Annotated in this window: 20 protein-coding genes, 1 tRNA gene and 1 pseudogene; 13 read left to right on the top strand and 9 right to left on the bottom strand. The window is 61.3% G+C overall.

What is annotated here, in order from left to right; all coding sequences use genetic code 11:
• Nucleotide 1 precedes the first annotated feature (1 nt).
• On the top strand, nt 2-1,891 hold the full coding sequence (locus IEW00_RS15235) for an XrtA/PEP-CTERM system amidotransferase (protein ID WP_188515284.1): 1,890 nt from the start codon (nt 2-4) through the stop codon (nt 1,889-1,891).
• A gap of 189 nt (nt 1,892-2,080) precedes the next feature.
• On the opposite strand, the gene truA is transcribed toward IEW00_RS15235, so the two are convergent.
• Both truA and fmt read right to left on the bottom strand, forming a co-directional pair.
• On the bottom strand, nt 2,081-2,821 hold the full coding sequence (truA, locus tag IEW00_RS15230) for a tRNA pseudouridine(38-40) synthase TruA (protein ID WP_188515283.1): 741 nt from the start codon (nt 2,819-2,821) through the stop codon (nt 2,081-2,083).
• The gene (gene fmt, locus IEW00_RS15225) at nt 2,818-3,723 is read right to left on the bottom strand and encodes a methionyl-tRNA formyltransferase (RefSeq protein WP_188515282.1); all 906 of its coding nucleotides are present in this window, start codon (nt 3,721-3,723) and stop codon (nt 2,818-2,820) included. Before fmt ends, truA begins: the two co-directional genes overlap by 4 nt.
• A 56-nt stretch (nt 3,724-3,779) precedes the next feature.
• Here fmt and recR point away from each other — a divergent pair, with 56 nt between their 5' ends.
• Nucleotides 3,780-4,376 carry a recombination mediator RecR gene (recR, locus tag IEW00_RS15220; RefSeq protein ID WP_188515281.1) on the top strand — a complete coding sequence of 199 codons (597 nt, stop codon included), beginning with the start codon at nt 3,780-3,782 and terminating at the stop codon, nt 4,374-4,376.
• 113 nt (nt 4,377-4,489) lie between these two features.
• Here the strand turns inward: recR and IEW00_RS15215 are convergent, their stop codons facing one another.
• Nucleotides 4,490-5,416, bottom strand: a complete 927-nt coding sequence (locus IEW00_RS15215; RefSeq protein ID WP_188515280.1) for a metal-dependent hydrolase — start codon at nt 5,414-5,416, stop codon at nt 4,490-4,492.
• Nucleotides 5,417-5,476: 60 nt separating this feature from the next.
• Between IEW00_RS15215 and IEW00_RS15210 the strand changes: the two genes are divergently transcribed.
• Nucleotides 5,477-6,073, top strand: coding sequence for a TetR/AcrR family transcriptional regulator (locus tag IEW00_RS15210; RefSeq protein ID WP_188515279.1), 597 nt, complete (start codon nt 5,477-5,479; stop codon nt 6,071-6,073).
• 6 nt (nt 6,074-6,079) lie between these two features.
• Here the strand turns inward: IEW00_RS15210 and IEW00_RS15205 are convergent, their stop codons facing one another.
• Nucleotides 6,080-7,027, bottom strand: a complete 948-nt coding sequence (locus tag IEW00_RS15205; RefSeq protein ID WP_188515278.1) for a complex I NDUFA9 subunit family protein — start codon at nt 7,025-7,027, stop codon at nt 6,080-6,082.
• Between the two features lie 228 nt (nt 7,028-7,255).
• Between IEW00_RS15205 and IEW00_RS15200 the strand changes: the two genes are divergently transcribed.
• The 3 genes from IEW00_RS15200 to IEW00_RS15190 all read left to right on the top strand — a co-directional run bounded on the left by IEW00_RS15200 (nt 7,256) and on the right by IEW00_RS15190 (nt 10,814).
• Nucleotides 7,256-7,342, top strand: a tRNA-Leu gene (locus IEW00_RS15200).
• A gap of 219 nt (nt 7,343-7,561) precedes the next feature.
• Nucleotides 7,562-8,785 (top strand): tyrosine-type recombinase/integrase, encoded by a 1,224-nt coding sequence (locus IEW00_RS15195; protein ID WP_188515277.1) that lies wholly within the window; start codon nt 7,562-7,564, stop codon nt 8,783-8,785.
• Nucleotides 8,786-8,993: 208 nt separating this feature from the next.
• Complete coding sequence (locus IEW00_RS15190; RefSeq protein WP_188515276.1) at nt 8,994-10,814, top strand: recombinase family protein; 1,821 nt, start codon at nt 8,994-8,996, stop codon at nt 10,812-10,814.
• Between the two features lie 697 nt (nt 10,815-11,511).
• On the opposite strand, the gene IEW00_RS15185 is transcribed toward IEW00_RS15190, so the two are convergent.
• Nucleotides 11,512-13,083 carry a Fic family protein gene (locus IEW00_RS15185; RefSeq protein ID WP_188515275.1) on the bottom strand — a complete coding sequence of 524 codons (1,572 nt, stop codon included), beginning with the start codon at nt 13,081-13,083 and terminating at the stop codon, nt 11,512-11,514.
• Nucleotides 13,084-13,262: 179 nt separating this feature from the next.
• Here IEW00_RS15185 and IEW00_RS15180 point away from each other — a divergent pair, with 179 nt between their 5' ends.
• The 7 genes and pseudogenes from IEW00_RS15180 to IEW00_RS15150 all read left to right on the top strand — a co-directional run bounded on the left by IEW00_RS15180 (nt 13,263) and on the right by IEW00_RS15150 (nt 19,042).
• The gene (locus IEW00_RS15180; RefSeq protein ID WP_188515274.1) at nt 13,263-13,424 is read left to right on the top strand and encodes a hypothetical protein; all 162 of its coding nucleotides are present in this window, start codon (nt 13,263-13,265) and stop codon (nt 13,422-13,424) included.
• Entirely contained in the window at nt 13,421-13,678 is a 258-nt protein-coding gene (locus IEW00_RS15175) for a hypothetical protein (protein WP_188515273.1), read from the top strand. The genes IEW00_RS15180 and IEW00_RS15175 overlap by 4 nt, the downstream gene beginning before the upstream one ends.
• A gap of 65 nt (nt 13,679-13,743) precedes the next feature.
• Nucleotides 13,744-14,450: pseudogene (locus IEW00_RS15170) on the top strand (tyrosine-type recombinase/integrase); the annotation flags it as partial.
• A gap of 572 nt (nt 14,451-15,022) precedes the next feature.
• Nucleotides 15,023-15,937, top strand: coding sequence for an HNH endonuclease (locus IEW00_RS15165; protein WP_188515272.1), 915 nt, complete (start codon nt 15,023-15,025; stop codon nt 15,935-15,937).
• A 509-nt stretch (nt 15,938-16,446) separates the two neighbouring features.
• Nucleotides 16,447-16,590, top strand: coding sequence for a benenodin family lasso peptide (locus IEW00_RS15160; RefSeq protein ID WP_188515271.1), 144 nt, complete (start codon nt 16,447-16,449; stop codon nt 16,588-16,590).
• 59 nt (nt 16,591-16,649) lie between these two features.
• A complete protein-coding gene (locus tag IEW00_RS15155; RefSeq protein ID WP_188515270.1) occupies nt 16,650-17,291 on the top strand; it encodes a lasso peptide biosynthesis B2 protein in 642 nt (213 codons plus the stop codon).
• Nucleotides 17,291-19,042: an asparagine synthase-related protein gene (locus IEW00_RS15150; RefSeq protein ID WP_188515269.1), complete on the top strand. Its 1,752-nt coding sequence runs from the start codon at nt 17,291-17,293 to the stop codon at nt 19,040-19,042. The genes IEW00_RS15155 and IEW00_RS15150 overlap by 1 nt, the downstream gene beginning before the upstream one ends.
• On the opposite strand, the gene IEW00_RS15145 is transcribed toward IEW00_RS15150, so the two are convergent.
• From IEW00_RS15145 to IEW00_RS15130, 4 genes are all read right to left on the bottom strand, one after another.
• Nucleotides 19,017-21,146: a prolyl oligopeptidase family serine peptidase gene (locus tag IEW00_RS15145; protein WP_188515268.1), complete on the bottom strand. Its 2,130-nt coding sequence runs from the start codon at nt 21,144-21,146 to the stop codon at nt 19,017-19,019. The genes IEW00_RS15150 and IEW00_RS15145 overlap by 26 nt on opposite strands.
• Nucleotides 21,147-21,225: 79 nt before the next feature.
• Entirely contained in the window at nt 21,226-23,769 is a 2,544-nt protein-coding gene (locus IEW00_RS15140; protein WP_229737078.1) for a TonB-dependent receptor, read from the bottom strand.
• A 104-nt stretch (nt 23,770-23,873) separates the two neighbouring features.
• Nucleotides 23,874-24,902, bottom strand: coding sequence for a FecR family protein (locus IEW00_RS15135; RefSeq protein WP_188515267.1), 1,029 nt, complete (start codon nt 24,900-24,902; stop codon nt 23,874-23,876).
• Nucleotides 24,899-25,456 (bottom strand): RNA polymerase sigma factor, encoded by a 558-nt coding sequence (locus IEW00_RS15130; protein WP_229737077.1) that lies wholly within the window; start codon nt 25,454-25,456, stop codon nt 24,899-24,901. Before IEW00_RS15130 ends, IEW00_RS15135 begins: the two co-directional genes overlap by 4 nt.
• Nucleotides 25,457-25,596 lie beyond the last annotated feature (140 nt).

The raw sequence follows: 25,596 nt of genomic DNA, 5'->3' as shown, positions 1-25,596 counted from the left end.
CATGTGCGGAATTGCGGGCATCTTCCATATTGAGACCGCAAAGCCGGTCGATCCTGCGCGGATCCGGCTGATGACCGATGCGATGCTGCATCGCGGGCCCGATGGCAACGGCTGCTGGACCGCGCCGGGCATTGGCCTTGGACACCTGCGGCTCTCGATCATCGACCTGGCAGGCAGCGCGCAGCCGATGCTGAGCGAGGACGAAGCCGATGTCCTGACGTTCAACGGCGAGATCTATAACTTCAAGGAAGTCCGCGCCGAGCTTTCCGCGCTGGGCCACCGCTTCCGTACCTCGGGGGATACCGAGGTGATCCTTGCGGCGTGGCGGCAATGGGGCGTGGGCTGTCTGGACCGATTGAACGGCATGTTCGCCTTCGCGATCCACGACCAGCGGACCCAAAGGCTGTTCATCGCGCGCGATCGTCTGGGAGTAAAGCCGCTGCATTACGCGGCACTTCCCGATGGCAGCGTGATCTTCGCATCCGAATTGAAGGGCCTGCTCGCGCATCCTGCCTTGCGCCGCGCGCCCGACGCGCAGGCCGTCGATGACTATCTGGCGTTCGGCTACGTGCCCGATCACCGCTGCTTTGTCGCAGGCGTGCACAAGCTTCCTGCGGGGCATTATCTGATGCTCGAACGGGGCAAGCCGATCCCTTCGCCCGAGCAATATTGGGACGTCGATTTTTCCAAGCGTGCGCGCGGTTCGGCCGCCGATCTCGAGGCCGAACTGATGCACCATATGCGTCAGGCGGTGGCATCACGCATGGTCGCCGACGTGCCGTTGGGCGCTTTCCTCTCGGGCGGGGTGGACTCATCCACCGTGGTCGCGCTGATGGCCGAACGCAGCACCCAGGCGGTCAAGACCTGCAGCATCGGCTTCGACGTCGCCGAGCTCGACGAGAGCGATTATGCGCGGCGGATCGCCGAACGCTTCGCCACCGATCACCGCAGCCGGACGGTGTCGCCCGACGATATCGCGATCATCGATTCTGTCGCGGCGCAGTTCGACGAGCCCTTTGCCGATGCCTCGATGCTGCCGACCTTCCGCGTCTGCCAGCTTGCGCGCGAAAGCGTCACCGTGGCGCTGTCGGGGGATGGCGCCGACGAGGCGTTCGCCGGGTATCGCCGCCATGTCTTCCACCACGGCGAGGAGCGGGTGCGCAACCTGTTGCCTCAGGGGCTGCGCGGTCCGGTGTTCGGGGCTTTGGGTTCGCTGTATCCCAAAGCCGATTGGGCACCGCGCCCGTTGCGTGCCAAATCGACATTGCTCTCGCTCGCGCGCTCAGGCGCAGAGGGTTATACCGATGCGGTCGGTGTCACGGGACACGCGCTGCGGCAGTCGCTGTATTCGGACAGTCAGCTCAAGGCGCTTGGCGGCTACCGGGGCGAAGATTACATGATCGCGCTGATGGAGACCGCCCCTGCGCGCACGGGCCTTGATGCTGCGCAATATGCCGACATGAAATTGTGGCTGCCCGGTGACATCCTGACCAAGGTCGATCGCACCAGCATGGCGGTCAGCCTCGAGGCGCGCGAGCCTCTGCTCGACTACCGGCTGATCGAGTTCGCCGCGACGCTCCCCGATGCGATGCGGGTGCGCGGCGGGCACGGCAAGTGGCTGATGAAGCGCGCGATGCGCGGCACCTTGCCCGACGACATCCTGTATCGCCCCAAGATGGGTTTCGTCAGCCCGATCGCGCAGTGGTTCCGCGGGCCGCTCGCAGAGCAGGCGCGCAGCATCGCGACAGGCTCGGCGCTGGCGCGCATTGGCTGGTTCAACACCGCCAGGCTGAGCGAGATCGCCGAGGCGCACATTTCGGGCCGCAGCGACAATGCGCGGCTGCTGTGGCAATTGTGGATGCTCGACAAGGCGCTGGATCGGGTGTTTTAAGAGGGTGATCGAGCCTCTCCTTTCCCGCACCTCTAACGCCTCTCCCTTGATGGGAGAGGCAGCGAGACTTGGTGGCTTTGCCACCTAGTCGCAGCGGTGAGGGTGACGGTGCGGCTTGGTACAACGGCGCAGTGTCGCAATCCGGAGAGATCACCCCCACCCAACCCTCCCCCATCAAGGGGGAGGGCTTTACGGATACACCGCGCCTGCAAAATACAGCCCATCGGGCGGCGCATTGAACCCCAGTGCCTCGCGATCCTTCGCTTCCAGCGCCGCCTTCAAGTCCTCGCCCGACCATTTGCCTCGCCCGACCAGCACCAGGCAGCCGACCATCGAGCGCACCTGATGGTGCAGGAACGAGCGCGCGGCGGCGTGGATATCGATGCCGTCGCCATCACGCACCACATCGAGCCGGTCGAGCGTCTTGACCGCGCTGGCCGCCTGGCAGTGCACCGACCGGAACGTGGTGAAGTCGTGATGCCCAACCAGATGCTGCGCAGCATGATGCATCGCTGCGGCATCGAGCGGCGCTGACACCTGCCACGCCTTGCCGCGCTCGAGCGTCAGCGGCGCGCGCCGGTTGGTGATGCGATAGATGTACGATCGCCCCAGGCACGAAAAGCGCGCGTGCCAGTCATCGGGGACGATAGCGCAGCCCAGCACCGCGATCGGTTCGGGACGCAATTTGGCGTTGAGCGCCTCCATCAGCCGGAACGGGTCGATGGCTTTTTCGATATCGACATGCGCGCGCATCGCCAGCGCGTGGACGCCTGCATCGGTACGTCCGGCAGCGTGGAGCGTCACCTGCTCGCCAGTGATCGCGTGTACGGCCTCCTCGACATGCTGCTGGATGCTGGGGCCGTGCGGCTGCCGTTGCAGCCCCATATAAGGCGCGCCATCAAACTCCAGCGTCAACGCGAAGCGGGTCATGCGATCGGCGTGCCCGGGGTCACGGAGAAGCCGCGCAGAAAGTCGTCGAGCGCCATCGCCGGACGGCCCGCGCGCTGGATGATCACCGGACGGATCGCACCGTTGGCGCACGCGATGGTAAGGCGGTCATTAAGGACCGTGCCGGGCGTCGCTGCGCCTTCGACCACTTCTGCCGCGTGCACCCGCAACCGCTCGTCCTGCAGCTCGAAGAACGCGCCCGGCATCGGGTTGAACGCGCGTACCTGCCGTTCGACCTCGACCGCGCTGCGCGCAAAATCCAGCCGCGCCTCGGCCTTGTCGATCTTGGCCGCATAGGTCACGCCGTCTTCGGGCTGTACCACCGGCGGATAGGCGGCAAGGTCGGCGAGGACCTGCACCATCAGTCGCGCACCCAGTTCGGCGATTTCGTGCGTCAGTTCGCCCGCTGTCTTGCCCGCCACCGGGGTCTCGCCCTTGAGCAGCATCGGCCCGGTATCGAGCCCGGCCTCCATCTGCATGATCGTGACGCCCGTTTGTCCATCACCCGCTAGGATCGCGCGCTGCACCGGCGCCGCCCCGCGCCAGCGCGGCAGCAACGATCCGTGCACGTTGAGACAGCCATGACGGGGCGCATCGAGCACCGCGCGCGGCAGGATCAGGCCGTACGCCGCCACCACGCAGGCATCGAGACCGAGCGCGGCAAAGGCGGCCTTTTCTTCGTCGCCCTTGAGCGAAACAGGGGTGCGCACCTCCAATCCCAGCTGCTCGGCCAGCAGCTGCACCGGGGAGGGGGTCAGCTTCTTGCCGCGATTGGCCGGACGTGGGGGCTGGCTGTAGACCGCAGCGATCTCGTGTCCCGCATCGACCAGGGCTTGCAGCGTCGGCACGGCAAAATCGGGGGTTCCCATAAAGGCGAGGCGCATGGCGAAGGGTGACTTTTCTTTTGCAGGCAGTGATCCTGCTCCCTAAAGCTCAGGCCATGGCATCGCAAGAGATTGAGGATCTGGCAACCGCGCTCGCCCGGCTACCCGGGCTGGGGCCGCGATCCGCGCGCCGGGCGGTGCTGTATCTGCTCAAGAAGCGCGAAACCGCGTTCACGCCTCTGGTCGATGCGATGGAGCGGGTCCGCGCCAACCTTTCGACCTGCGATCTGTGCGGCAATGTCGATACGCAGAGCCCGTGCGGCATCTGCACCGATCCGCGCCGCGACCCGCGCAGCCTGTGCGTGGTCGAGGAGGTGTCCGATCTGTGGGCGCTCGATCGCTCCCGCCTGTTCGTCGGGCGCTATCATGTGCTGGGGGGGCGCTTGTCCGCGCTCGATGGCATCGGCCCGGAAGACCTGGGTGTCGCCTCATTGGTCGCGCGGGTGGCGGCCGGCGGGATTGACGAGGTCGTGCTGGCGATGAATGCGACGCTCGAGGGCCAGACCACCGCGCATTACCTCGCCGAGCGGCTCGAAGGCTATCCGGTGCGGCTCACCCAGCTGGCGCAGGGGCTACCGATGGGGGGCGAGCTCGATTATCTCGATGAGGGTACGCTGGCGCAGGCGCTGCGGGCGAGGAAACCGATGGTGTAGGGGCTTTTTGGCCTTGCCGTTCTCCGGCGAAAGCCGGAGTCCAGGAGTCGGATTGTGCAACCTCGCCCCTGGGCTCCGGCTTTCGCCGGAGAACGGGGCAGCGGACCGGGAGCTTACTCCGCCGGAACCAGCGCCGGTGCATCGCCCCTGTCCATCACCGCATCGCGGTAATCGCTTTCGGCGAGCTGGATCAGATAGCGGTCGTCGTGCTTCCACGGATGGAAGCCGGGCAGGAAATAGCTGATCCAGGGCAGGATGATCTTGCGCGCCATTCCGGGGTTGCCGAACGCGTACCAGAACAATTGCGCCCAGACCTTGGGTCCTGTCAGGCCATCCTGCCGCAGCAGCTCGGCCATGCCGCGCGCGCGGTGCACGGTGAAGTTCTTGGTGACGATCAGCATCACCAGCGACTTGACCTTCCAGCGCTGCCAGCGGCTCCAGTCCTTGGTTGCGTGCAGCCAGGTGTCGAACGCTACGCCCTTGTGCTCGATCTCTTCCATCGCGTGCCAGCGCCACAGATCGCGCGATTGCGCATCGGCGGTTTCCAGATGCCTGGGGTTAGCAAGCAGCTGCTGCGCCAGGATTGCGGTGAAATGTTCCAACGCTATGGTCGAGGCAAGGTTGGCGATCTTGGGCTTGTCCTTGGTCAGTGCCAGCGCCTGATCGACATGGTCTTCCAGCGAGCGGACATCATAGCCTGCTTCCACCACCCGGCGGTTGAAGGCGACATGCTCGCGGGTGTGGTTGATTTCCTGCTTCACGAACGCGCGGATCTCGGTTGCCAGCCGCTCGGGGGTGCCCTCGCGGAACGCCTTGACGCTTTCGATGAAGAACGCCTCGCCCTTGGGGAAAGTGACCGATAGCGCGTTGTAGAACGCAGTGCCGATCGGATCGCCACCCATCCACCAGCGCCGCATCTTGCTGTCGCGACCAAAGCGGCGGTCACGGACCACGAGTTCCAGATCGGCAGGCGTATGCTGGCGATCGAGCGGAGCCAGGGTAGCTGCGTCGGGCGCTGAAAAGGATTGCGGAGCGTTCATGGCGGGGTCCATAATGCTGGAGTGTTACTTACATTGCTGACGATAAGGTTACTTACATAGATGTCAATAGCGAAAAGACGGCTGAGCCCCGAGGAAAGTCGCTCCGCCGCTCTGGGGGCCGCGCGCGATCTGCTGATTGAAACCGGGCCGCAGGCGGTTACGCTCAAGGCCGTGTCCGGGCGAATCGGGCGCACGCATGCCAATCTGCTCCACCATTTCGGATCGGCATCGGGGTTGCAGAAGGCGTTGGCCGAATATCTGGCGCAATCGATCTGCCACACGATCGGCGCGGCGGTGGTCAAGCTGCGCAGCGGCGAGGGGGCGACCCGCGAGATCGTCGATCTGGCGTTCGATGCGTTCGATCGTGAAGGGGCAGGGGCACTCGCCTGCTGGATGCTGTTGTCGGGCAACGAGGATGCACTCGACCCGATCGTCGAGGCGATTCACCAACTGGTCGATGAGCTCGCCGAGCATGGCCCCGAGGGCCGCACGCTGCACGAGGACACGCTGGTGCTTTGCACCATGGCGCTGGGGGATGCGCTGATGGGCGCGCAACTGGCAGGTGCACTGGGCCTGGACCGCAATACCGCGCGGGCACAGGCGGAAAAGCAGCTCAGCGCCTCGTTGTCATTGTGGCATGCAGAGCAACTCGCCTAGGCGCGGTCAATCGCCCTTGGTCTTGGTTCGCACCCCGAACCGGCCCTGCTTGCGGAAGCGCACCAGATAGTCGCCGATGACCGCCGCCATCGGCTTGGGGGTGATCCCGAAGGCTTCGAGGCCCTGCGCCCCGGGTGCCACGACATTGTCGGTCTGCAGCATCGCCCATTGGTCGCGGGTGATCGGCGCGCCGGGAAGCCAGCCGGTGAGGCCCGCCATCAGCCCGGAAAGCGAATCGGGCATCGCGATGAAGCTGCGATCGGCGCCGATTTCCTTGGCGATCCGTTTGTTGAGCTCGGCCATGCTGACTGCCTCGGGGCCGCCCAGCTCGAACGTCTGCCCACCAAAGCGTGCGGGATCGGCCAGGCTGAGCACGACCGCCTGCGCGACATCATCGACATGCACCGGCTGGAACTTCGCCTTGCCGCCGATGATCGGAACGACCGGCAGCGATGCGATCAGCCCGGCAAAGCGGTTCACGAACTGGTCCTCGCGGCCAAAGACGATCGAGGGGCGCAGGATGGTTGCACTGGGGAACGCCGCCTGGACCGCAACTTCGCCTGCGGCCTTGCTGCGGCCGTAGCCGCTGGCCGATTGCGGATCCGCACCGATGGCCGAGACATGCACCAGCGCCGCGCATCCTGCATCCGCAGCCGCCTTGGCGACATTGGCCGCACCGATGTGGTGGAACGCGTCGAAATCGCCTTTGAGGATGCCGACAAGGTTGATCACGGCATCGGCGCCATGCACCGCGCGTGCCACCGTCTCGGGCTTGCGGATGTCGGCCGCGATCAGCTGGGTCTGGCCCAGATTGCCCAGCGGTTTGACATCCTGCGCGATGCGGATGTTGCGTTGCGCGATCCTGACACGCGCGCCCGCAGCGGTGAGCTGCTGGGTGATGTGGCGGCCAAGAAACCCGCCGCCGCCAAAGATCGTGATCAACGTGTCGCGCATGTGTCTGTCCCGTAATTTTGCTTACCTGTCCGCCGCTCCGCCCGCATCGGGCGTCCACGAACAAGCGTCCGCCGATGCCTTTGCATCAGCCGATCGCCAGAGGCAACGGCGCAATTGTGCTAATGTATCAGCCCGCGACCGGGGCCGTGCGCAAATTCTTTTGATTGATCGGTTCGCAGGCAGTTGACGGGCACAAATACAGCGGCTAGTGGCCCCCTCCTACCCCGTGCCCAGATGGCGGAATTGGTAGACGCACCAGCTTCAGGTGCTGGCGCTCGCAAGGGCGTGGAGGTTCGAGTCCTCTTCTGGGCACCATTTTTCCGTGTCAGGGCATCCCACCAGGATCGACAAACCGGCGGAAATCTGCCATTTTTAAGCCTCACCGATCCCGGAACGTGCCAGGCGATATCAGGCAATCCGGTGCCATGAGGTGCCATTGTTTGGGCAATATGGCCCCAGGCAAAATGTTGATGGCCCCATGACCCCGAAATGCCCTCGCTAGTCCGTAGCCGGACCTGTTGAGGAGATTCGCACGTGGCATTGAAAGAGCTTCAAATCCGGCACGCCCGTCCGGCCGCCAAGGTTACCCAGATTACGGACGAGCGCGGTTTGTATCTGGAGGTCCATCCGAACGGGTCGAAACTATGGCGCTACAAATACCGCTACATGGGCAAGCAGAAGCGGTTGGCACTTGGCCGCTACCCTGACGTGGGGCTCGCTGAGGCTCGCCAGCGCCGCGACGACGCACGAAACAAACTGGAAGCCGGTTCAGATCCGCTTCAAGAGCGGAGGCGCGAAAAGCTGGTGGCAGCGTTTAGCGCTGCGAACAGTTTCGGCGAGATTGCCAGAGAATATATCGACAAAAGGGTCGCTGAAGGCCAGTCGGACGCAACAACGCAAAAAGCCAACTGGCTGCTTGAACAGCTCAAGCCGATCTGGACGTTTCCGGTAACGGACATCAAGCCTGTCGACTTGTTAGCGGCGCTGAAGCGCGTCGAGGCCCAGGGCAAGCATGAAACTGCTCGGCGCTGCCGATCATTTGCCGGTCGTGTTTTTCGGTACGCTGTTGCGACAGGTCGTGGCGAAAGCGACCCGAGCTCAATCCTGCGCGGTGCGCTGATCGTTCCCAAAACAAAGCATCACGCCGCGATCCTTGAGCCCGGGCAACTGGGGGAGTTGCTTCGCTCGATCGATAGCTACACCGGTCACAGGATCACGCGGCTCGCAATGCAGCTGTCGCCACATGTCATGACCCGTCCCGGTGAACTGCGCATGGCGGTATGGCCAGAAATCGATCTCGAAAATGCAGTCTGGAAGATCCCCGCCGAGCGCATGAAGATGCGCCGTCCTCATGAAGTCCCCCTTTCGCGTCAGGTTGTTGCGTATTTTCGTGAGCTTTTCGAGCTCACTGGCCCCGATGGCTATGTCTTTCCGGCATTCCATACTTGGAAGCGACCATTGAGCGAGAACACAGTCAATCAGTGCTTCCGCCGGATGGGCTATGCCGTTGGCGAAGTGACCGCGCACGGGCTTCGCACTACTGCGTCCACCCTGCTCAACGAGAGCGGCAGGTGGTCACCGGATGCCATCGAGCGATCCCTGGCGCACGCGGATGCCAACAGCATTCGCGGCGTGTATAACCGCGGGCGTTATTGGGATGAGCGGGTCGCAATGCACCAGTGGTGGAGTGACTATCTTGACGAGTTGCGAGAGCGCGTACCGGTTGAGCGCACGGCAAAAGCCCGAGCGCGCCCCTGACCTGCCTCGTTCCGCCGTTTAGCTTCATCAAGTCGGCGCTGCATAAATCCCTCCGATGGTGTGAGCGACCATTTCACCGCAGTCTCTTGCCAAGGCCCACGACGCACAACGAATGTGACGAGTGTCCAAGCCCGTCAGGCTGCAGGTGCAGCTCTTGTGTCCACACCAGTCTGCTCAAGTGGCGCGAAGGCACTCACTGTAGCGGCTTATGCAAAGGAGCATCGCAATGTCGGAGCCCGTTATCGTCGCGCCACGGCGCTGCGGCATCTACACACGCAAAAGCACGAGCAGCCGCCTTGAACAGGAGGTCAATTCGCTGACAACGCAGCACGAGATATGTTCTGCCTATATCTCGAGCCAGCGATATCGAGGCTGGATGGTGTTGCCGAAGCGCTATGACGATGGCGGGCATTCAGGGAGCGGAATCGACCGGCCCGCTCTCGCCGCGCTCATGCACGACATCGAGGCGGGCGAGATAGATACGGTTGTCGTCTACAAGATCGACAGACTGACGCGGAGCCTTGCGGACTTTGTCCGGTTGATCGAGATCTTCGACCGGCACGGGGTAGGTCTGGTATCCGTTTCACAGGCGTTCGATACGTCTGACAGCATGGGACGGATGATCCTCAACGTCTTGCTGACCTTTTCCCAGTTCGAGCGCGAACTCATCGCCGAGCGGGTGCGAGACAGCATCCGTACCCGCAAGCGGCATGGGCGCATTCATGGGGGACTTGCGCCTTTCGGGTACGAGTACCGCAATGGAGAGCTGGCGGTTGTCGAGGCGGAAGCGGCAATCGTACTGTTCATCTACGAGGCGTTTCTGCGCCAAGGCACATTCACTGCCGCCATGAGCGCGGTCCGGGAAGCCGGATTTTGCAGTTCGATCAAAAGCATGCGGAACGGCTCTTTCAGAGGTGGAAGGCCCTTGAGCCCGGGCACAGTCTACAACATCCTGCGAAATCCGATCTATGTCGGTGAAATCAGGGGCCATGAACGGACCTGGCCGGGCCGCCATGCGCCGATCATTGATCGCGGCACATGGGACGCAGCCTGCGTGCTCGTCGAGAAGCGCAGACGCAAGGGGCCAGGTCCCTCGGGCACGAACCATTTTCTCGCAGGCCTGTTGTGGGATGACCTCGGCCGCCATATGCTGATCGATGCCAACTGGCTGAACGGCACGCCCTACCACTTCTATGTTTCGAGCAACGCCCAATGGTCGCAGGCCGAGTATCGCCGTGCCTACAGAACACGGGCTGACCGGCTTGACGCGGTGGTTCTGGCAAGCGTTCATTCGTTTCTGGCGGATCGCGCCGAGCTTCGTTCTGCGCTTGTGGCGCATGGGCTGTTCGGTAGCGAACTCCAGCAACTGGTCCAGACCGGCAGGCGGGCCTCTCAGCGGCTTTCCGGCTTGCCAGGCGAGCAGATGCCCTCGCTGTTTTCGGCTTTGCTGGAAAGCGTCGAGGTTTCACCAGATGCTGTCACCCTCCATTTTCGTCTGATCGAGCTCGTGCGTTTTCTGGAATGGGAAGGGCAGGGAGCATTTGTCGGTCGCCCCGCAGACTGGCCGACAAGCAAGGCGCGCCATGCCATCAAGGTCCCGGTGAGCGTCATTGCTGCTGAACGGTGGCCTGTGTTCACGGTGCTGCCGTGTGAGCCTTCCAGAAGGCGCAAGCCCAACAAGCAACTTGTCCTCTTGCTGCGCAACGCGCGCGCAGCGCTGCAATTCATGGAACGGAACCGCGAACTCGATCTCAATGGCTTGGCAAAAGGCTTTGGTCGTTCTCCGGGGTATTTTTCGCGTCTTGTCCGCCTGAACTACCTGGCACCCGATATGCTGGCGGCCATTGCCGACGGCACTCAGCCCGAAAAACTGGACCGTTCGACGTTGGCTTCGGCACATATTCCGCTGGATTGGGCGGTGCAACGTCGGATGTTCGGATTTCCGGAGCCCCGGCGGCCCGTCAATCCTCGCAATCTCTATGGACGCGGTATGTGGCCAGCCGGCGATCAGGCCCCGGAGGGGCCATAGTCTCTTAGCACTATATATCGCTCCATATCGTCCTCTTGCCTCTCGAATTCTCCCGGAATCCTCCCTCGACCCTCTGAACAGCTTTTTCATTTGCAGCATGATTTCGGACACTCACCGCACCGCTGGCAGGTCGGGGTGGAGTGATTGCGGACGACGCGCCAGAAAGTGCCCAAGCTTGAAAGCACAGCCGCGATACCCAGTAGAAACGATCCATCGATGATGATCATTGCAAACTCCTTCACAGCCGCCAATGTTCCACAAATGTTCTCATGTAGGAAAGGTGATTCTGCGAGAAGCGCCAGGATCGTTCCTGTGTCCGTCGGCTGCGGCGTCAGGTTGGCAGCGATATGAGGCTGTGCTGCAGGTACCGTTCGAGTACGATGTACAGCGCACCTTGCCGGGTCACCGTCTCCATTGGGAGTTCTGAAGGCGCCACGGCCGAGCGACATCAGCCAGCGCGATGAGGTGTAATTCTGAAGATCCCGAGGCGTTGTTTCCTTAGTCTCGAGATAGGCGGTGGTCGCGACGCTGTGCAGGTCCCACGTGTCGAGTAGCGGCCTCGATTTTTCCGATCGGGATACGCTCATGGTGTACTTATGGCATATTTTTCAAAGCCGGTCGGAGGCGGCCGCAGGTTAGCTCGCGCGGGTGCGATAGATCGCGACGCTGTTCGAGCCACCGAAACTCCCGGTTGGCGTCAAAGAGGCCCGGCAATCTCATCTGGGAGCCGAGCGACTGTCTCCCCCCTCATTTCGCGGTCCAGTAATCGCGCCAGGAACTCGGTGAAGGGGCGAATGTCATGCCGGCCGCTGGCTTCCTCCAGCGCAGCCATATAGCCGACGCGCTGCTCGACGGGCACGACCGTCCACGGATAACCGCCAGCCGCGAGCATGACATTCATCAGGAAGCGGCCAGTCCTTCCATTCCCGTCCATATAGGGATGGATGTAGACGAAAATGAAATGACCCAGGACGACGCGAACGGCAGGCTCGGGTTCTTCGCTCAGCAATTCGAAGAACACTGGCATTGCGTCGCGGACAGCATCGCAGTTGAGCGGTACATGCATCGAGCCGCGCAGATAGACCTGACCGTTGCGGTATCCGGCAAGATCGCTCGCGCCAATCAGTCCGGCAGTGACACTTGGCGTGAACATCTCGCGATACCAGTCGCCATGCTCCTCGTCAGCGACGAGGCCGGGGTTTTCACCGGCAAGGACGCGATTCAGGCTGTTGAGAACAGCTTGATGGGCAAGCCAGTAGCCGCGAGCAGCTAATCCGTCCCTGTATTCGCGGTCCTGCTCGTAGACTTCCGGATTCCACGTGCCGCTGCGAACGCGCTCGATCAGTTCCGGGCTGACGCGATAGCCCTCGATCGAGAGAGAATGATAGGCGTCGGTGACGTAGCTGTCCTGCACGCGCTTGAAATAGGCCTCTGTGTCGGCGGGCGGACCTGGCGGCGGTGGAAATCGCTCGAGGACTGCTCCACGCATCTCTTGCCACATCAGGCGGATGCGGCCCGCATAGGGGGAGCGTTCACGCGCTGGAAGGAGGGTCTCAAGCTTTGTCCCAAACGGATCCTGCTCGCGAACGGTAAAGCCTGCCGAGCGCATCGCTTTCAGAATGTCGTCGGCGATGCGCTCGCGCCCGATGTTGCGAAAGGCACCCGCCAGACGACCGGCGATCGCACTGTGTCCTCCTTTGAGCAACCGTCCCAACAGCTCGGACGCGTCTCGCACTGTTGCCAACGCAGCGCGAATGTCGATCGCATTGTTTTCGTAGAGGCCGGGTGCACTCGCGATGAGGGCAGCGGGGATCGAGAAAAGGCGCAATCCGTCCTGCACCTCGATATCTTCGGGTGCCGGTATTGCCGCCCGGACGTCGAACAAGGAGGTGTCCAAGGGCAGTGACGTCGGCTTGTTGCCGCCTTTCGGCGTACGCACGAGGAGCTGCTTTGGAACCGTGCGATTCCCCGTTTGAAGGGCAATCGAGAGTTCGGGAGAGAGGGACCATTCTGTGCCGAAGCGCTCGTTCAGATAGGCGCTGCAGAAGCCCCAATATGAGGTATACCACGCCGTGCTTTCGCCAGCGCCTGCATCAGGCCGTGCGGGAATATACCAGCCCTTCATGACTTCTTGCAGGAAGCCGTGCTTCATGAGCAGCTCGCGCTGGGATCGGCTGAGATCGTCACTGCGAATGGCGACGCGGTTGCGGTCCTGGATTGTGCGGAGCATGTCGAGCGCGTCCGCGAGCTTTTGTTGGGGAGTAGCCATCACGGTCGCCTAGAAGATGCGCATCCATTAGGTTTTCGTGTTGCGCGGGTTTTAGGTTTTTATGATGTGCCATTTTTAGGTTATTGTGTCGAGCGATAATTAGGTTTTTGTGCTGAACCTCGAGGATTGTACTAACCGAATGATCCGTTCAATCGACTGCACTTTCTCACTGAATCGGAATGCGCATCGCTTGTGAGGGCGATCGCGGAGATCTGCCCGAGCAGATCTGCATCAAGGGGGTGTTCGATTCAACACTGTCGACCTGGCTGACCTCGGGCGCGCAACAGGCCGAAGCCTTTTTCTATCGCGATGTCGCGCCGCGGCTAGGAGCGGACCCATGAACGACATTGCTGATATCGCCCGTGAACCGCGCGCCGCAGATGCGCCCAACATTAGCACGCCGATCGATTACAAGATCATCTGCGCCGATTCGCATGTGAACCCTCCCCATGATTTCTGGCACCACGACATGTCCGCCAAATGGAAGGACGACCTGCCTTATGTCGAAGAGGCCGGAGACGCCGACACCTACCCAGTTGCCAACGCGCAATCACAGTCATCCTTCCAGTCACCCCTTTTCTTTGTGCTTTCCTGACGCCCTATGCGGCGGCATGAGGAGAAAGCTGTTTCCTTTCAGTAGCTTGACGATCAGCATGGTTCGAGGCGCAAGGCAAATATGAGACTGCACGACGCTCTCGATCTTTTGCAGGTCGTGTCTTTCGGTATGCTGTTGCAACCGGGCGCGGCGAGAGTGATCCGAGGCGGCTAGGGGAGCTGCTCCGCGCTATCGACAGCTACAGTGGTCACAAGATTACGCGGCTCGCAATGCAGCTGTCGCCACATGTCATGACCCGCCCGGGTGAGTTGCGTATGGCGGTATGGTCCGAATTTGATCTCGACAGCGCAGTCTGGAAGATTCCTGCCGAGCGCATGAAGATGCGGCGACCGCACGAAGTTCCCTTGTCACGTCAGGTGCTGAAATATCTGCATGAGCTGTTCGAGTTGACCGGGCCAGATGGCTATGTCTTCCCGGCATTCCATACGTGGAAGCGACCATTGAGCGAGAACACAGTCAATCAGTGCTTCCGCCGGAGGGTTTTGCCGTTGGCGAAGTGACCGCGCACGGACTTCGCACTACCGCGTCTACCCTGCTCAACGAGAGCGGCAAGTGGTCACCGGATGCCATCGAACGATCCCTGGCGCACGCAGATGCCAACAGCATTCGCGGCGTATACAACCGCGGGCGCTACTGGGATGAGCGGGTCGTGATGCACCAGTGGTGGAGCGACTATTTGGATGAGATGCGCGCTGATATGCCAGCTCAAATTCCTGCGACGGTTAGCGCTAGGAATAGGGCGGTTGGCTGATGGGTTACGGGACTTGCGAGGTAATGCTTCGCGGTTTTTTCGGGCAAACGGCTTTGCGGCTTAAGATCTGTAATCTCGGAACGCTCGAACGAAATCCGGGGTTGGCGCGGGCAGGGCTGGCGTATTGGAGTTTAGATAATGTTGATGTGATCTGCTGTTGACTGGGACCGAGAGTTGCTAAGTGCCGCCGCGCGTCAATTTTGCTTCTTGCGGCGTTACCGCAGAATTTGCGGCAGGAGGCACCTCGGTCCCCGTGCAGCAAAAGCCCGCAAATCCGATAATTTGCTCAGCGTACTTTGTCCTATACTACCATTTACATCGCAGCTGTGGTCGCCGCAAAACGGTGGCAATGGCCGTCCTAGGTTAAATGCGGAGGCCACGGCCTCTTGATCTGTAACATCGATATCACTGCAGAAAGAAGTTATCGATTACCCTTTAGTCGCGCCGTACGATTGCATCTAGTCGGGTCAAGGCCTCAAGTCCGAAAGAAGGCAGGTTGAACCGTTGTCCCTAGACGGCAGTTCATTATCCAGGCATTTTCCTTACATTGGGCTCACTTGCAGGCGAGGTTTATGAAAGGGGTTTTCGAAATCAGCGGTAACTCTCGGTACGATGACGAGATTACCGAGCGCTACCATTTCCCTAGCCGTTACCTTCCGGTTGCTAGGGACTTGATTGGCGACTGGATCGTCTATCGTGAAAGCCGCATAGCTGGCGGAAGGATGGCGTACATCGCTGCAGCCGTTGTCGAGCGCATCGATCGCGATCCTGGTGACTCAAGCCGCTACTACGCCAGGGTTCTCGACTATCTTGAATTCGATCAGCCTGTTCCTTACCGAGCCCAAGATGGCCGCTTTGCAGAGCGCTTTCTTAGGGAGATGGCGAGCCCAGGTGCTGCAGGACGCACCATGCGTGGCAAGTCGGTCCGGGTACTCGACAGCTTCGATTTTGTGGCAATCGTCAATGCTGGTCTGACTGAAACGCTTGATCCGTCCAATCGGATCAGGCTCGAGCTCGACTCTCTTCGGATCGACGCTGAAACCAGAATGCTGCTGGATGATCACTTTGCCGAACGGCGGGTTGAGCAGATGCTCGTCAATCGCAAGATCCGTGATGCCAATTTTCGACATCACGTCCTAGGCGCATATGAAAACACCTGCGCCGTCACGGGGCTCAAAATCGTCAATGGTGGCGGGAAGGCTGAGGCACAGGCTGCACACATTTGGTCGGTTGCCGATGGCGGGCCAGACATTGTCCAGAATGGGGTGGCACTATCGGCAACTGCGCACTGGCTGTTTGACCGGCATCTTATCACTTTTGACGACAATCTCCGGCTATTGGTCTCACATAACAAGATTCCGTCAGAATACCTGCAGTTGTTCCCGCCAGTCGGGCAGCAGATTCGTCTGCCACGCGACCCAAGTCTTCGTCCACGCCCTGATTTCGTTGCTCGGCATCGAGAGCGGTTCGCACGGCCCCTGGCTTAAAATGGCGGTCAGAAGATCCGATCGAACCAGGCTGTAGGGCTGAGCGACCTGAACATTAGCATGAATGACAACGATCCAAATTTGGTATGAACCATTGCCACTTGATCCGCGACAAGGCAACTGGTTGGATGATTACACGCCATAATACGAGCCATCGACGATCTGCTGTGCCACGATGTCACTATGGATGTTGTGCATTGAAATACCCTGACACCAGTGGTCTGCATAGAGCCGCATTCGGTTCCAATTATAATTGCCTTAGCATTGTATTTGTACAGGATGAAATAGCGCTGCTTCAATATCAGCGTGTGACCGGGTCCTGGTGTGGATGTCCAGGCTTTTAGCTAAAGATGCCAGTGCGGGCTCCGACGCGCGTTTCCGATTACCCGGTTACCTTTTTGTTCAGGAGGTCCGGATTATAAGCCGATTATTAAATAGCGCTGTCTGTTGGTGAGTCATAGCCTTTCCCTGCGATCATACTGATCGCATCTGATGGAAAGGAACTGAGCATGAACTCGTTTGAAACCCAGAATGACGACGTCATCGATCTCGGCGCTGTCCAGGAAGAAACCCGCGGTGCCTCGATCCTCGGCGACGAAGACGTCGAGACCAATCAGCGGTTCCTGGTCTTCGGACTGGCTTCCGAAGACTGAGCAGCCGGTGGCGTGCAGCCTGCTGGCTGCACGCCATTGCCGGTCATTAAGCCATCGCGATGAACTACAGACTGTCTCCGCACCTGCGCTACTGCCTCTTCGGGGCAGCCTCGATATTTCTGGACACTGATCGCGAACGATATTTTCTGCTGCAGGACAGAGCGGACGCGAGGTTCCGGCGATTCCTTGAGCAAAGTGCTGATGCCGCCGATTTTCACTGGCTGATCGCACGGAACATCATAGCCGAGGGTCGCGATGATCCGACAATGCACAGCCGTAAAGTCCCGGCTCCGACATCCGGACTTGGAAATCAACCACCGCTGTCTGCCGATGTCGTTTTCACCATCAGAGCGATTGCAGCACAGATCAGCGCACGGCGGATGCTCCGGCGCCGGCCATTTGCGGAGATTCTGAAACCCGGCTGGTCAGTGGCGCAATCCGTCGCGCAGGATCAGGAGCACCAGGTTTCTCGTGTGACGGCCGCATTTCAGCAGGCCCGGCATTTCGTTCCGGCAAAAGACCAGTGCCTCGTCAGGAGCATCGCCATGAAGCAGGTTCTTGCCAGCCAGGGATGTCATGCGAACCTCGTGATTGGGGTAGCGCTTCCCTTTTCAGCGCATGCCTGGGTCCAGTCCGGCGACACAATCCTGACAGACCCACTCGAGCTGGTCGAGCCCTACACGCCGATACTGGTGGTCTGATGGCAGGGCGTTTCATCATAGACATCAACCCGGCGGCTTTCTGTCAGGTCCTGCCTGTCAGCGATATGGGAGAGCCTTCGTTCAATGATCCTGCCGTTCGCGTGTGGAGCCATTTACCCGTAATCAGGATTGGCAGCACAGGCTGCATCATCGGACATTTGTTTTCCCGGAAACCGCCTCGCCGGCGCGTTCTGGAGTTCGATACTGAAACAGCCCACGGGATCGGGGCTAGCAAAGGACGCATGCTCCTGCAGGAATACTGGGGTGCCTATGTTGCGGTCGTTGTTGACCCGGATGGTGCTGTCTCGGTGATACGCGACCCGTCCGGTCTGCTGCCATGTTATTATCGCACCCGGGCGGACGGCGCAGTGCTCGCGGGCGATGTGGCGGATCTGGTGACCCGGGGGGCGGGTGCCGTCAATCTGACAGAGATCGGCAGACTTCTTGCCAGCCCGGATGCCATGGGCCGCAACACCTGTCTGTCCGGCGTTTCCGAATTGCTGGCGGGTGAGTGCCTGAGCAGTTCACCGGCAGGAAATACCGTGAACGCATGGTGGTCGCCATGGCACTGGACCTGCCCGGAAACGTCTCCAGCCTTCGACCATGCCGCAGCCAGACTTCGCAAGGTCGTTTCTGACTGCGTCGGATCCTGGGCCTCCTGTTTCCAGTCCATCCTGATCGGAGTTTCCGGAGGGCTGGACTCTTCCATAGTCGCCTGCTGCGCCCAGCCACGAGCCGCAGCACTGCATTGTGTCAATCTCGTCAGCAGCGGAGCGGGTGGAGATGAGCGTCGCTATGCGTCTGCTCTGACGCATGCGCTCGGCCTTCGGCTGCACGAGCGGCACTTCGACATCGGATCGGTCGATATTGAGCAGCCTGCGGCGCCCACACACCCCTGGCCAAATGCCGCGTATTTTCTGCAGGCAATGCAGGCCACACATTGCGCATTTCGTGATGATCATCCGGTTGATGCATATTTTTCCGGTAATGGTGGCGATAACGTGTTCTGCAGCCTGCGCACGGCCGCTCCGTTCGTCGACCGGTTCATTTCTCAGGGCTCACGCTCCGGAATCATGAACACTCTGCGCGATATCGGCATCATGACCGGAGCGGACGGCACGACAATTCTCCGACAGGCCTGGGATATTCACCGAAAGGCGGGCGGCCCGCCCCGGACTTTGTGTGATATGTCCGGTCTGTCACCTTCGTTCTTCGAAGCGATGGCACCCCAGCAGGCACTCCATCCCTGGCTCAATCCGCCGCCGGACGCACTTCCGGGCAAGGTCGGGCATGTGAAGCAGCTCCTCCGGGCCCATCGCAGCATCGAGCTGTATCCGCGCCAGGCGTATCTGACGCACATTGCTCCGCTAATGTCTCAGCCAGTCGTCGAACTCTGCTTGCGCATTCCAACGTGGCATTGGGTTCATGGCGGGGTCAACCGGGCAGTCGCCCGCGCAGCTTTCGGGGGAATCGTGCCGGACGAGCTGCTCAGACGAACCTCCAAAGGAGGCCCCTCTGGCTTCATGAGGGAAATATATCTGGCAAACCGCAGCAAAGCCGAAGATCTCCTGCGCGGCGGTCTTCTCGCCCGGGCAGGAATGCTGGACCTTTCGATCCTCAGCCAGGCGCAGCTTCCCACAGCTGCAGGTTCCCAATCCGCGCGTCGGATCCTGGCAATATGTGCTGCAGAGGCCTGGGCGCAGTGGTGGACCAGCTCTGACGGGCTCAGGGCAGACCATCGGATGAAATGACCGGAAGTGCCGGGCAAGGGGCGCTTCGGTCGCGCGCCATCCCGATCCAGTGGTCGGCACGTCCCCCAGAGGAGCCGTCAGTCTGCTCCACGTCGCGAAGCCAGAAATCAAACCATGCAAGGTTCTCGCGCATGGCAGCCAGACGGTTCGATGGAATGTGAAACAGGTGCGTTTCATCGGTAGCGGTCGTTTCGCCTGGATAAAGGCTTATCTGCGAAGGAACGCGCGCTGCCCTGAGGCTCATATGGAAATCAATCGCACCGGCAAAGGGCGTTGCCATCTGCTGGAGCACAGCTGCACAGGCATGGTCAGCGCGCAGAGAGGGCGACAGGCGACGGTAGTTCTCGAGAAAAGGCCCGGCTGGGGGACCGCCAAAGATGGCTGTGTAAGATCGCATCACCTGGGACCAGGCTGAAGGCTCAAGAAAACTGCCATCCCCGCTCGAAGCGGCTCTGAAAAGACCGGACTGCGTGACGGCCACATTCGTGATCTGGGATCCCCGGCTGTAGCCTGCAATTCCGACCCGGCTGCCATCCACCAGCCCGTCATGGACCAGCTGGCTCACCACATCTTCCAGCATGTGCACCACATCAATCCAGGCACTATCCTGAACTTCAGCTGGCGACACGGGGCCCGTGCCCGAGCGCCACTGGGCATAGCCCGCCATCAGGTCCGGGTTCTGGCGGGGAGACGGATCGTTGATCAGAACGACGAAATACCCCCGCTCGGCCCAGGCCTGGACAGGATAATCCCATTGAAGATCCTGGTCTGCAAATCGCTCATCAGCATCACTGCCATGGGTCACGAGGATTGCGGGGTACCGATGGCCCTTTTCATAGTTGCGAGGCCAGACGATGAAGCCTGTGGCATTGTGACCAGCACGGTTCTTCCACTGGTGTGCTGTGATTTTTAACGGCGCTATCGCTTCATGCCGCGCTGATAGAGCCAGGACCTTTGTGATTTTGCCGCTTCCGGGCTCGACCCTGACAAACCGGGGGGGCTGGCTGAGCGATTCCTCCACACAGATCCCCCATGACAGATCAGCCCGAAAATCGCATCGGCTCAGGCTTTTTTCGTTCAGGATGGTGCGTATGCCCGCTTTCGAGACGACCGCCAGTCCATAACGCGGATGGCTTGTAGTCCGCACGCCAAGAACCATGCGTCTGCCGTCCCCGGATCGCCAGCTCGCGGCGGACCTGGGGTCCCCGACGTAGAAACCGTATCTGCCATAGCGGTGCTTCGTGCCGTCAGGACCTGTTTCGATAAGGTCCAGCGATGGCCCCGTTCCATCGCTGGCCAGCTGACCGCCACGCGGCCCCCTGAGATAGTCGACCGATGGAAGCCCCTGCATTTTGCCTGCCGAAGTGCTGACCAGCGAGGCAAAATTCAGATCGAACGCTTCTGACTCATCGCTCTTGGTGCCCGATGTGGTCTCGACGAAATACCGCAGCCCGTCTTGGCCCCATCGCACGGTGGCGGCAAAGTAGAATGCGAGGCGATCGCTCACGGGGCGGGTCGCGATGAGAGTGTCTTCGCCTGACGCCGCACGCAGCCGCAGCTCGACAACAGCAGGTACAGGCGCTCGGCGCCGGTACTTCTGCGCCGTTACCTCGCTGTCGAACTGGACACGCGGATCGCCGGGTCCCGGCCTGAGCGCTGCGTACCACAACCAATTCCGATCGGGAGACCAGTCATAGGCCAACACGCCGACACGATGCGGCGCGAGCAACGATGCGGTGAACAGATTGCCCTCGGCCTGTCCGACAGTGACCTTTGCCTCGCTGGCAAGAACAAGTCGGGCCGATGCGCCGGAATCGATCTGGTACAGCTGCTGTCCGTCGCCCAGATCGAGCAGGACATTCCAGGCCCGCTTTCCTGCAATTGCCTCGAGCTTATCGGCTGCATTGGCACGCGCAATCTCTGTCCTGACGCCCGAAGCCAGATCCAGCCGATATAGCACGAGCAGCGTCCGGTTCCCGGCAATGTCCGCAGTCCGCTCGATATAAGCCAGTTCGGTTCCATCGGATGACAATGCCATCGAGATCACCCTTGGCACCGACACGATGTCTTCCAGCGTCCAGCGGCGGCCCGGATCTTCGGCCATCGCCGCCGGACAGGACACGATCAATGCCAACCCGCCAAGAAGCGAGCATTTTGTCAGGCTTGCGTGTTTCGCGCGCGGCTTACCAGTCATGGCGCACCGTCAGGCCGAGAAAGCGCCCGACCGCCGAATAATTGGTCGTATCAAAGGCTGCGTCGAACGCGGCTGCCGTGAAGATGCGATCGGGCTTCTCGTTGAAAAGGTTGAGGGCATTGAGCGCGATCTCAGTCCCTGTCCCCAGCGTCAGGCGCGCCGTCAGATCCAGGGTGGTGAACGACGAAAGCTTAGTCCGGACCGGCCTGCGATTGTCGGTTACGCCGCCGCTATGGTTGACGAAGGAGGAGAGCGAGAAGCGCTTTGTGCTGTAAGTCGCCCCAGCCCGCGCGCGAACATGCGGCGGAAAGAAGATGTTTCCGGCAAGTTCGGTCACGGGCAGGCCGGGAAGAAGACGCTGGCTGCTTTCCATCCATGTACCGCCGCCGCTCAGCGAGAGCCGCTGACCCGGGCCAGTCTCAAGGTCGTATCGTAACCCCACATCAACGCCGCTATAGGTCTGTTGGGCAATATTGCGGGTGCGCGCATCCAGAAGCGCGATCACCCGCCGCGGGTCATAAGGAGCGCCAGTCCCATTCTGTAGCCCGCCGTTCGCGCCGCTGAACAGTGCATCAAGCAAAGCTGCTGACGGATTGAAGGTGATGAGATCGGCGAAGATCGGGTTGTTGAGCGCGCCGGCGCCGGAGGCGAGCGGAGGCGTTACCCGGTCCGTATAGTCGATATGGAAATAAGCCGCTGACAGCTCGAGACCTCGTACCGGTTTCACCGTCGCGCTGAAGGTCCAGTTCTCCGAGCGCTCGGGACCCAGCATCTCGCTCGCCCCCTGGGCAATCGCGAGCGTCGAGCTCGCCGGGAAACCCTGTCCGAAGCCGCCAACCGGCACCAGAACCGCCGAATAGCCTGTATATTGCTGAAAGAGCGTCGGCAGTTTGAACGATTTGCCCCATGAGATACCAAACGTCAGCCCGGCTACCGGCTCGTGGATCATGCCAAGCTTCGGAGTGACGATGTCGCCTGAATCCGAGTTATCCTCATAGCGCAGCGCACCCGTCAGCGATGCCCGGTGCGCAAGAGCGACGCCCTGTTCCGGGCTGGTGAGCGGCAGAAACAGCTCCCCATAGGCAAAGTAATTTCTGCGAAGCTGGTCGAACGCCCTGCCGCCAAGCCTCGCCTCGAAAAAGCTGGAGCGGTAACCAGCGCCCGCCGCAATACGGGCGGGTCCTCCAGGCAGTTCGAACAGTGCGCCCTGAAGCCCCGCCTCAACCGAGAAATTCCGGTTGAAGAAGTATCGTGGGCCGGTGCTCGTCTGAATACCTCCGGAATAAACCCGGGTAAGACCATCGGTTGTGTCGGTGCCATAAAAACCGAGGGTCTCGAAGGTCCAGCCGTCAGACAGATCGACGACTATTTTCGGAGCAATCCCGAATGTCTCGAACTCGGTGCGAACCTGGTTGCCAGACGTGGTGACCGGCACAGTAGCGGAGAAGCCCGAGGCCCCGATCTGTCTGCCCGTCTTGAAAATGGCGTCGGCGCTCAGTTCGACACGATCACCAAAAGCCTGGTGGGCGCTGACGAGAATGGCGTGCCGACGCAGGTCGGGGAACAGGGTGGCATCCGGATTGTTCGAGACGGCATAGCTGCGCGACCCGGCCTGGATCGAAGAAGTGCTGCTGACATCATAAGCAGCAAGCACGCCGCCGGTCGACCAGCTGGTGCCGGCCAGAACGCTGAGCTGCTGCTGGAAATTGCCACCATCTGTCGAACCGCCGACGCGCGCCGTTGTCGACACGCCATCGTAGCTTTTCCGCAGGATGATATTGACGACGCCCGCCACCGCATCTGCGCCGTAAATGGCTGATGCACCGTCGGCGATCACCTCGACACGCTCGACCGCAGCCACGGGAATCGCGCTTACATCGATCACCGAGTTGATCCCGCTGAATGCGAAGCGGTTGCCGTTGATCAGCGTCAGGGTCGCATTGGGGCCGATCCCGCGCAGGTTGAAGGTCGATGCCCCGTTGACGTTCACATTTTCGTTCTGTGCGCCCTGCGTGTTGCCGATGCCGGGATTCTGCCCGCCGCCAAAATTCTGCGGCAGGCTGCGCGCCACTTCGCCAAGATCGTTCAGACCGCCATTGCGGATGTCCTCGCTTGTCACCGTCGTCACCGGAACAGGCGAGGGCGCGCCCTTTATGCGTGAGCCGGTCACGACGATCTGATCGGACTGCGAGCTGGTCTGGCCGGCGCGTCTGCCACCGGCGCGGCGGATCGTCACGGATCCCTGCTCGAACTGTGCCACAAGGCCGGTTCCGCGCAGCAGAGCCTCGATCGCCTCGCGCGTGGTCAGGCTGCCTTCAAGGCGAGGGGCCTGCAGCCCCTCAAGATCGTCTGCCAACGCGTAAAGCTCGATCGCTGCGCGCGCCGCCACGCTGCGAAGCGCATCGCCCAGATCCTGCGCCGGCTGGTCGAAGACAATCTTCTCGTGCTGCTGCGCATGGGCAACGGCCGGCACACATCCCAGCGCCACGCCCGCCATCAGCGCATGCACGAACCGGTATTTTCCTGACATCATTCTTCTCCCCCTCGGGTTCAGGGCCGCTTGTCGGGAAGACGTCCGGCCTCTGGAGGGGGAATGACGCTGGCAGTGACCGGACCTTAGTCAGGCCGTGAAAAATTTTATCGGGAGCGAAGATGAATGCCGTCAGCCCTGCGCTCTGCCACCAGACCGAACAGCCGGGAGAGGCGCTCGATGAAGCTGTCGGTCTGGCTGATCCTGAACCGGCCCGATGCCTCGAGCCGGGCGATGGCTGGGTCCTTGATGATGATGGGAACGGCAGCATAGCGGTTCGCCTGTGCCACCAGCTGGTCGAGCCGGATCACACGATATTCGGCCCAGCCGGACGGCCAGTCGCTCATGCCTTGAGCCGCAGGTCGCGCCTCAAGGCTGAGAACGGGCGCATTAGCGCGATACCCGAGGGCATTTCCGGCAACGAGCTGCAGCGGTTGACGGGGCCCACGATGCGCGTCAGCCGCTTCGATACTGGCACCGCCTTTGGCCAGCGTCACCGCGATCATGCCATCGGCCCCTCTGGCGATGTCGAGCAATGCCTGGCTCGCTGTCACCACGCCTGCGCCGGCCTCGATCCTGAATGGCCTCGCATCGTCGGAAATCTGGAGCCGGGCCCTGCCTTTCACCAGCCGTACAAGCCTGGCGTCCGGGCCCATGGCCACCTCGAGCCGGCTGTCGGTGTCGAGCGTGGCCACCGATCCGTCGTCCAGATGAAAGCGCCGGATCTCGCCGTGCTTCGTGACCAGCGGTTCGGCTGCCCAGGCTGCCATGGGATTGTTGCCATACGGGCTTGAAAGCGTGGTCCCGCCTGCGTTGAACGCCACAAACAGCATGGCTGCTGCTGCTGCCAGCGCTCCTGTCATGAGCCATTGCCGTGTCCATGGTCTTGAGCGGGCAGGGGTTTGCGGGCGGGCAGGGGATCTGGCGCGGGCCGGGCCATAGCGCCCGGAACCTTTCAATACCGCCGACTGTGCCAGCAGCTCCCCGGCCCGATGATATGCTGCGCGGTGTTCGGGCGAGGCTTCATGCCAGGCCTCGAACTCGCTGCGGAGGAGGTCGGCGTCTTCGCCGCGCATCCTGATCAGCCACATCTGCGCAGCCGCGTCAGTCGCATCATCGCGGTCTGCAGATGTCATCGGTCATAATCCACAGCCTTCGCGATATGCGCGAGCGCCTTCATCATGTGATATTCCACCGTTGCAACGCTGATCCCCAGCCGATTGTGTATCTCGCGATAGCTCAGCTCGTCGACCCGGTGCATCAGAAAAACCTCGCGCGTCCTGGGGGGCATCGAATCCACGGCCGCCTCGTACAGGCTCATCAGATCGGCGGCTTCCATATCCCATGCCTGCTGGGGCGGACTGGCAAAATCGCGCTCCTCGCAAAAGGACAGATCCGGCGCACCTTGCCGTCCTGCTTTGCGCGACCTGTCGATCAGAAGGTTCTGCGCAATGCGCCTCAGGAAGCCGCCCGGATTGTCGAGACTGTGGCGCTGAGCGCTGCCCGCTGCCCGCACGAAAACCTCCTGGACCAGATCGGGTGCTTCTTGCGGGCTCGCCTTGCGGCGCAGGAACTGCAGCAGCGCCTTGCCATGCTCCCGGAATGCCGCATCAAGATCGGCGGCCTCGCGCGCGGTCGGTTCGGCCTGAAGCGGCCGGTCATCGGGATGGACATGGCATGCCGATGACACCGAAAACGGGTGACGGCCTGAAGAAACGCTTTTCCACTTTGGCGAAGACACGCAACAGCACCCGTGAGGCACGAACCGACAGACCGGGCAAGGCCGGTCTGTCCGTCATCCAGTGCTGCGCCGACGTTCGGTGACTTAAG

Source organism: Blastomonas aquatica (assembly GCF_014639875.1).
Taxonomy (GTDB): Bacteria; Pseudomonadota; Alphaproteobacteria; order Sphingomonadales; family Sphingomonadaceae; genus Blastomonas; species Blastomonas aquatica.
The sequence above is the reverse complement of the archived record's forward strand: the minus strand, read 5'-3'. Positions and strand labels throughout refer to the sequence as shown.